Source organism: Pseudomonas sp. Sample_21 (assembly GCF_004307525.1).
GTDB lineage: Bacteria > Pseudomonadota > Gammaproteobacteria > Pseudomonadales > Pseudomonadaceae > Aquipseudomonas > Aquipseudomonas atacamensis.
The window spans coordinates 22,603-28,602 of record NZ_RCNZ01000057.1 but is presented as its reverse complement, the minus strand read 5'-3'; the positions used below and the strand labels follow the sequence as shown (position 1 = coordinate 28,602).

Below are 6,000 nucleotides of genomic sequence, written 5' to 3'. Positions count from 1 at the left end.
ATGGTGCACTCGACAGGATTCGAACCTGTGACCGCTCGGTTCGTAGCCGAGTACTCTATCCAGCTGAGCTACGAGTGCATTTGTTGCCGCGCATTATAGGCCGTCTAATCTCTATGTCAAACACTTTTTCTAGTAATTTCAACAACTTACAGAAGAAGCCAGATTACGACGTACTAAGCAAATAATGGCGGAGAACGGGGGATTCGAACCCCCGACACCCTTTTGAGGTGTACTCCCTTAGCAGGGGAGCGCCTTCGGCCACTCGGCCAGCTCTCCGCAACACGGGGCGTATATTAACCAGCTTCTTCCCCGTTTGCAAACATAAAAATCGATAAAAATTAATGGCTTGGTTCTTCGTCCTTCTCTTTCTTTATACGCAGGTAAATTTCCTCACGGTGCACCGCAACCTCTTTCGGAGCGTTGACGCCGATACGCACCTGGTTTCCTTTGACGCCGAGCACGGTCACGGTGATTTCGCCGTCACCGATAATCAGGCTTTCCGCGCACCGACGAGTCAGAATCAGCATACCTTTCTCCTTACGCCATTCATTTCAGGGACAACAGTCTGCAAAAAAAAGGCACCCGACCTACAACCGCAGCGATCGTAGCCCTACATGCCTGAGTATTGACCAGCGCGAGCAAAAGAACAGTTCCGGGGCTCGCGCCATTCAAAAATAAAGGGCGCGGTCAGACCGCGCCCTTCACAGAAGCGGATTACTCGCCCTGACGGGCCGGAGCATCCAGTTCGAAAGCCGTGTGCAGCGCGCGCACGGCCAGTTCCAGGTACTTCTCTTCGATCACTACGGACACCTTGATTTCCGAAGTCGAGATCATCTGGATGTTGATGCTTTCTTTCGCCAGGGATTCGAACATGCGGCTGGCCACGCCTGCGTGGGAACGCATGCCGACGCCGACGATCGAGACCTTGGCGATCTTGGTGTCGCCAACCACTTCACGAGCACCGATCTCGCGAGCGGTGTTTTCCAGCACAGTCTGTGCGGCCTGGTAGTCGTTGCGGTGCACGGTGAAGGTGAAGTCGGTGGTGTTATCGTGCGCGACGTTCTGCACGATCATGTCGACTTCGATGTTCGCGGCACTGATCGGGCCGAGAATCTTGAACGCCACGCCCGGGGTGTCTGGCACGCCACGGATGGTCAGCTTGGCTTCATCGCGGTTGAAAGCGATGCCGGAAATGATCGGCTGTTCCATGGTTTCCTCTTCATCAATAGTAATGAGGGTGCCCGGACCCTCCTTGAAGCTGTGCAATACGCGCAGCGGAACGTTGTACTTGCCGGCGAATTCCACCGCACGGATCTGCAGCACCTTGGAACCGAGGCTGGCCATTTCCAGCATCTCTTCGAAGGTGATCTTGTCCAGACGCTGAGCGACCGGCACCACACGCGGGTCGGTGGTGTAGACACCGTCAACGTCGGTGTAGATCTGGCATTCATCCGCCTTCAAGGCCGCCGCCAGTGCCACGCCGGTGGTATCGGAACCGCCGCGACCGAGGGTGGTGATGTTGCCGTGCTCGTCGACGCCCTGGAAACCGGCGACAACCACCACGCGACCAGCCTTCAGATCACCGCGAATCTTCTGGTCATCAATCTGCAAGATACGCGCTTTATTGTGCGCACTGTCAGTCAGGATCCGCACCTGATTACCGGTGTACGACACCGCCGGCACACCGCGCTTGATCAGCGCCATGGCCAACAGGGCAATCGTCACCTGCTCACCGGTGGACACGATCACGTCCAGCTCGCGCGGAACCGGTTGCGCCTCGCCACTGATTTGCTTGGCCAGATCGATCAGACGGTTGGTTTCGCCGCTCATTGCAGACAGCACAACCACCAGGTCATCGCCGGCATCGCGGAATTTCTTAACCTTGTCGGCGACCTGCTCGATTCTCTCGACAGTGCCGACCGAGGTGCCTCCAAATTTCTGTACGATCAAAGCCATTTCAAAGCCGCCTCTGCCCATGAAGGGCGCCCAATAATCTTTCGAACAGTCGCCGGGCCAGCCACTAGACTGCGGGCCCGGCGAGCCGTCTTATAAAGCCTGCTCGACGAATGGAACGGTCAGCGCCAGCGCGCCATCCAGCGCAGCGGCATCGACACCGCCGCCCTGCGCCATGTCCGGACGACCACCGCCCTTCCCGCCCACTGCCGCAGCAGCCTGTTTCATCAAATCACCGGCTTTGAGTTGGCCAGTCAGGTCCTTGGTTACGCCTGCAACCAGTACGACCTTTTCCTCATGGACACCGCCGAGCAGGATCACTGCGCGGCCGAGTTTGTTTTTCAGCTGATCGACCAGCGCCAGCAGCGCTTTGCCATCCTGACCGTCCAGACGGGCGGCCAGCACCTTCACATCCTTGACGTCCACCGCCGAGGCCGACAGATCGTCGCCCGCAGCGCTGGCTGCCTTGGCCTGCAACTGCTCGAGTTGTTTCTCCAGCAGACGGTTGCGCTCCAGTACCGCCGAGAGCTTGTCGATCAGGTTGTCGCGGCTGCCCTTGACCAGGCTGGCCGCTTCCTTGAGTTGTTCTTCCGCCGCGTTCAAGTAGGCCAGCGCCGCAGCACCGGTGACTGCCTCGATACGACGCACGCCCGAGGCCACACCGCCTTCGCTGATGATTTTCAGCAGGCCGATGTCGCCGGTACGGTTGGCGTGGATACCGCCGCACAGTTCAACCGAGAAGTCGCCCATGCTCAGCACGCGCACGCTGTCGCCGTACTTCTCGCCGAACAGCGCCATGGCGCCTTTGTTCTTCGCGGTTTCGATGTCGGTTTCTTCGGTTTCAACGGCGGAGTTCTTGCGAATCTCGGCGTTGACGATGTCTTCCAGCTGCTTGATCTGTTCTGGCTTGATCGCTTCGAAGTGGCTGAAGTCGAAACGCAGGCGCTGACTGTCAACCAGCGAACCTTTCTGCTGCACATGCTCACCGAGGACCTGACGCAGCGCGGCGTGCAGCAAGTGAGTGGCCGAGTGGTTCAGCGCGGTGGCGTGACGCACTTCGGCGTCGACGTGGGTTTCCACCGGTGCGCCAATGGTCAGGCTGCCCGAGGCCAGCACACCGTGGTGCAGGAATGCGCCGCCGGTTTTGGTGGTATCGCGCACGTCGAAGCGGCTGCTGCCGGCCTGAATGAAACCGCAGTCGCCGATCTGGCCACCGGATTCGGCGTAGAACGGCGTCTGGTTGAGCACGATCACGCCTTCCTGACCTTCGCTCAGCACGTCGACCGACTGGCCATCCTTATAGATGGCAACGATTTTCGCCGAGCCGCTGGTGGCGGCGTAACCGGTGAACTCGGTGGCCACGTCGACCTTGACCAGGGTGTTGTAGTCCAGACCGAACGAGCTGGCCGAACGCGCGCGAACACGCTGCGCTTCCATCTCGCGCTCGAAACCGGCTTCGTCGACGGTCAGGCCGCGTTCGCGGGCGATGTCGGCGGTCAGGTCCATCGGGAAACCGTAGGTGTCGTAGAGTTTGAACACCACGTCACCTGGCACCACGGTGCCTTTGAGCTCGGCCAGATCCTGCTCGAGGATTTTCAGGCCGTGCTCCAGGGTCTTGGAGAACTGCTCTTCTTCAGCCTTGAGCACGCGCTCGATGTTGCTTTGCTGCTTCTGCAGTTCCGGGAAGGCTTCGCCCATCTCGGCAACCAGCGCCGCGACGATCTTGTAGAAGAAGCTGCCGCTGGCGCCGAGCTTGTTGCCGTGACGGCAGGCGCGACGGATGATCCGGCGCAGCACGTAACCGCGACCTTCGTTGGACGGCAGCACGCCGTCGGCGATCAGGAAACCGCAGGAACGGATGTGGTCGGAAACGACTTTGAGCGACGACTGATCGCCGTTTTCGCAGCCGATCGCTTCAGCCGAAGCCTTGAGCAGGTTCTTGAACAGGTCGATGTCGTAGTTGGAGTTGACGTGCTGCATCACCGCACTGATCCGCTCCAGGCCCATGCCGGTGTCCACCGACGGCGCTGGCAACGGATGCAACACGCCATCGGCGGTGCGGTTGAACTGCATGAACACGTTGTTCCAGATTTCGATGTAGCGGTCGCCATCTTCTTCCGGCGAGCCCGGCGGGCCGCCCCAAATGTGCTCGCCGTGGTCGTAGAAAATCTCGGTGCACGGGCCGCACGGGCCGGTATCACCCATGGTCCAGAAGTTGTCGGAAGCGTATGGAGCGCCCTTGTTGTCGCCGATGCGGATCATGCGCTCGGCGGGCACACCGATTTTCTGTGTCCAGATGTCATACGCTTCGTCGTCGGTGGCGTAGACAGTGACCCAGAGCTTTTCCTTCGGCAGCTTCAGCACGCCAGTCAGGAAGGTCCAGGCAAAGGTGATCGCGTCGTGCTTGAAGTAGTCGCCGAAGCTGAAGTTGCCGAGCATCTCGAAGAACGTGTGGTGACGCGCGGTATAACCGACGTTTTCCAGGTCACTGTTCTTGCCGCCGGCGCGCACGCATTTCTGGCTGCTGGTGGCACGGGTGTACGCACGTTTTTCCTGGCCCAGGAAGCAGTCCTTGAACTGGTTCATCCCCGCGTTGGTGAACAGCAGGGTTGGGTCGTTGCCCGGAATCAAAGAGCTTGAGGCTACACGGGTGTGGCCTTGCTCTTCGAAGAAGCGAAGGAAGGCTTCACGGATTTCTGCGCTTTTCATTAGGTTCTTCCACGGAGGCTGCGGCCAAAGGCCTGTTCGAAACGTCGTGAGACGAAGCGACGGCAAAGGGCCGCATTATATCGGCCCTGCGCGCGGGGTACAGCGTGTTTATACGATAGAAACGGTCAATTGGACGGCTGACGCCGTCACTTGCGTGAAAACTCGACGAATGTCGCGATCACTTGTTCGATTTGCGCGCGGCTGACGTCCATGTGCGTGACCATGCGCAAGCGCGCAGCGGCGCTGAGCCTGATCCCGCGTTCGCCGGCAAAGTCCTTGAGTGCTGCGGCCTTGTCGCCGATTTGCACATAGACCATGTTGGTTTGCACGGGCTCGACGACGAAACCGGCCTCACGCAGACCCTCGGCGAGCAACTGCGCATTGGCATGGTCATCCGCCAGCCGTTCGACGTGATGATCCAGCGCGTACAAGCCAGCCGCCGCGAGCAACCCGGCCTGACGCATGCCGCCACCGACCATTTTGCGCAAACGCCGCGCCTTGCCGATCAGTTGCTCGGAACCGCACAGCACCGAACCGACCGGTGCGCCGAGGCCTTTGGACAGGCACACCGACACCGAATCGAAATGCTGGGTGATTTCCCGGGCATCGACGCCGAGCTTGACCGCCGCGTTGTACAACCGCGCGCCGTCCAGGTGCAATTGCAGGCCGTGTTCCTGAGTAAAGCGTCGCGCGCGCGCCAGATACTCCAGCGGCAGCACCTTGCCCTGCATGGTGTTTTCCAGCGCCAGCAAACGCGTGCGGGCGAAATGGAAATCGTCCGGTTTGATCGCGGCCGCAACCTGATCCAGATCCAGTGAACCGTCGGCCTGCACCTCCAGCGGCTGCGGCTGAATCGAACCGAGCACTGCCGCCCCGCCGCCTTCGTACTTATAGGTATGCGCCTGCTGACCGACAATGTATTCGTCGCCACGCTCGCAGTGCGCCATCAGGCCGAGCAGGTTGCTCATGGTCCCGGTCGGCACGAATAGCGCGGCGGCAAAGCCCAGTCGTTGGGCCAGTTCGGCCTCGAGGTGATTGACCGTCGGATCTTCGCCGTACACATCGTCGCCGGTGTCCGCTGCGGTCATCGCGTCGAGCATGGCGGGAGTCGGTTGGGTGACGGTGTCGCTGCGAAGATCAATAACGCTCATGAACCTGGCCTCTGGTCAGATGGGGAAATCCCTTTGTGAAGTGGGATTACTGCGGTCATGGCGCGGATTAATCAAGCCTTGAAGAAGGAAAAATCACCGTCCTCAGGAAAAAGCACAATCCATGTGGGAACGAGCCTGCTCGCGAAAGAGCAGTAACAGGCAGCATATTCGTTGAATGTGAAGCCGC

General features: G+C 59.8%; 4 protein-coding genes and 2 tRNA genes. All 6 read right to left on the bottom strand.

Translation table 11 applies throughout. From position 1 onward, the window contains the following. Position 1: 1 nt before the first annotated feature. Positions 2-78 (bottom strand) — tRNA-Arg (locus D8U71_RS07945). Positions 79-185: 107 nt separating this feature from the next. Beyond that, positions 186-276 (bottom strand) — tRNA-Ser (locus D8U71_RS07940). A 62-nt stretch (positions 277-338) separates the two neighbouring features. Next, complete coding sequence (gene csrA, locus D8U71_RS07935) at positions 339-527, bottom strand: carbon storage regulator CsrA (RefSeq protein ID WP_002554426.1); 189 nt, start codon at positions 525-527, stop codon at positions 339-341. 187 nt (positions 528-714) lie between these two features. Next, entirely contained in the window at positions 715-1,956 is a 1,242-nt protein-coding gene (locus D8U71_RS07930) for an aspartate kinase (RefSeq protein ID WP_016773595.1), read from the bottom strand. Positions 1,957-2,046: 90 nt separating this feature from the next. Further along, the gene (gene alaS, locus D8U71_RS07925; protein WP_073472130.1) at positions 2,047-4,662 is read right to left on the bottom strand and encodes an alanine--tRNA ligase; all 2,616 of its coding nucleotides are present in this window, start codon (positions 4,660-4,662) and stop codon (positions 2,047-2,049) included. 146 nt (positions 4,663-4,808) lie between these two features. Continuing rightward, positions 4,809-5,813 carry a low-specificity L-threonine aldolase gene (ltaE, locus tag D8U71_RS07920; protein ID WP_130887544.1) on the bottom strand — a complete coding sequence of 335 codons (1,005 nt, stop codon included), beginning with the start codon at positions 5,811-5,813 and terminating at the stop codon, positions 4,809-4,811. Between the last annotated feature and the right edge of the window lie 187 nt (positions 5,814-6,000).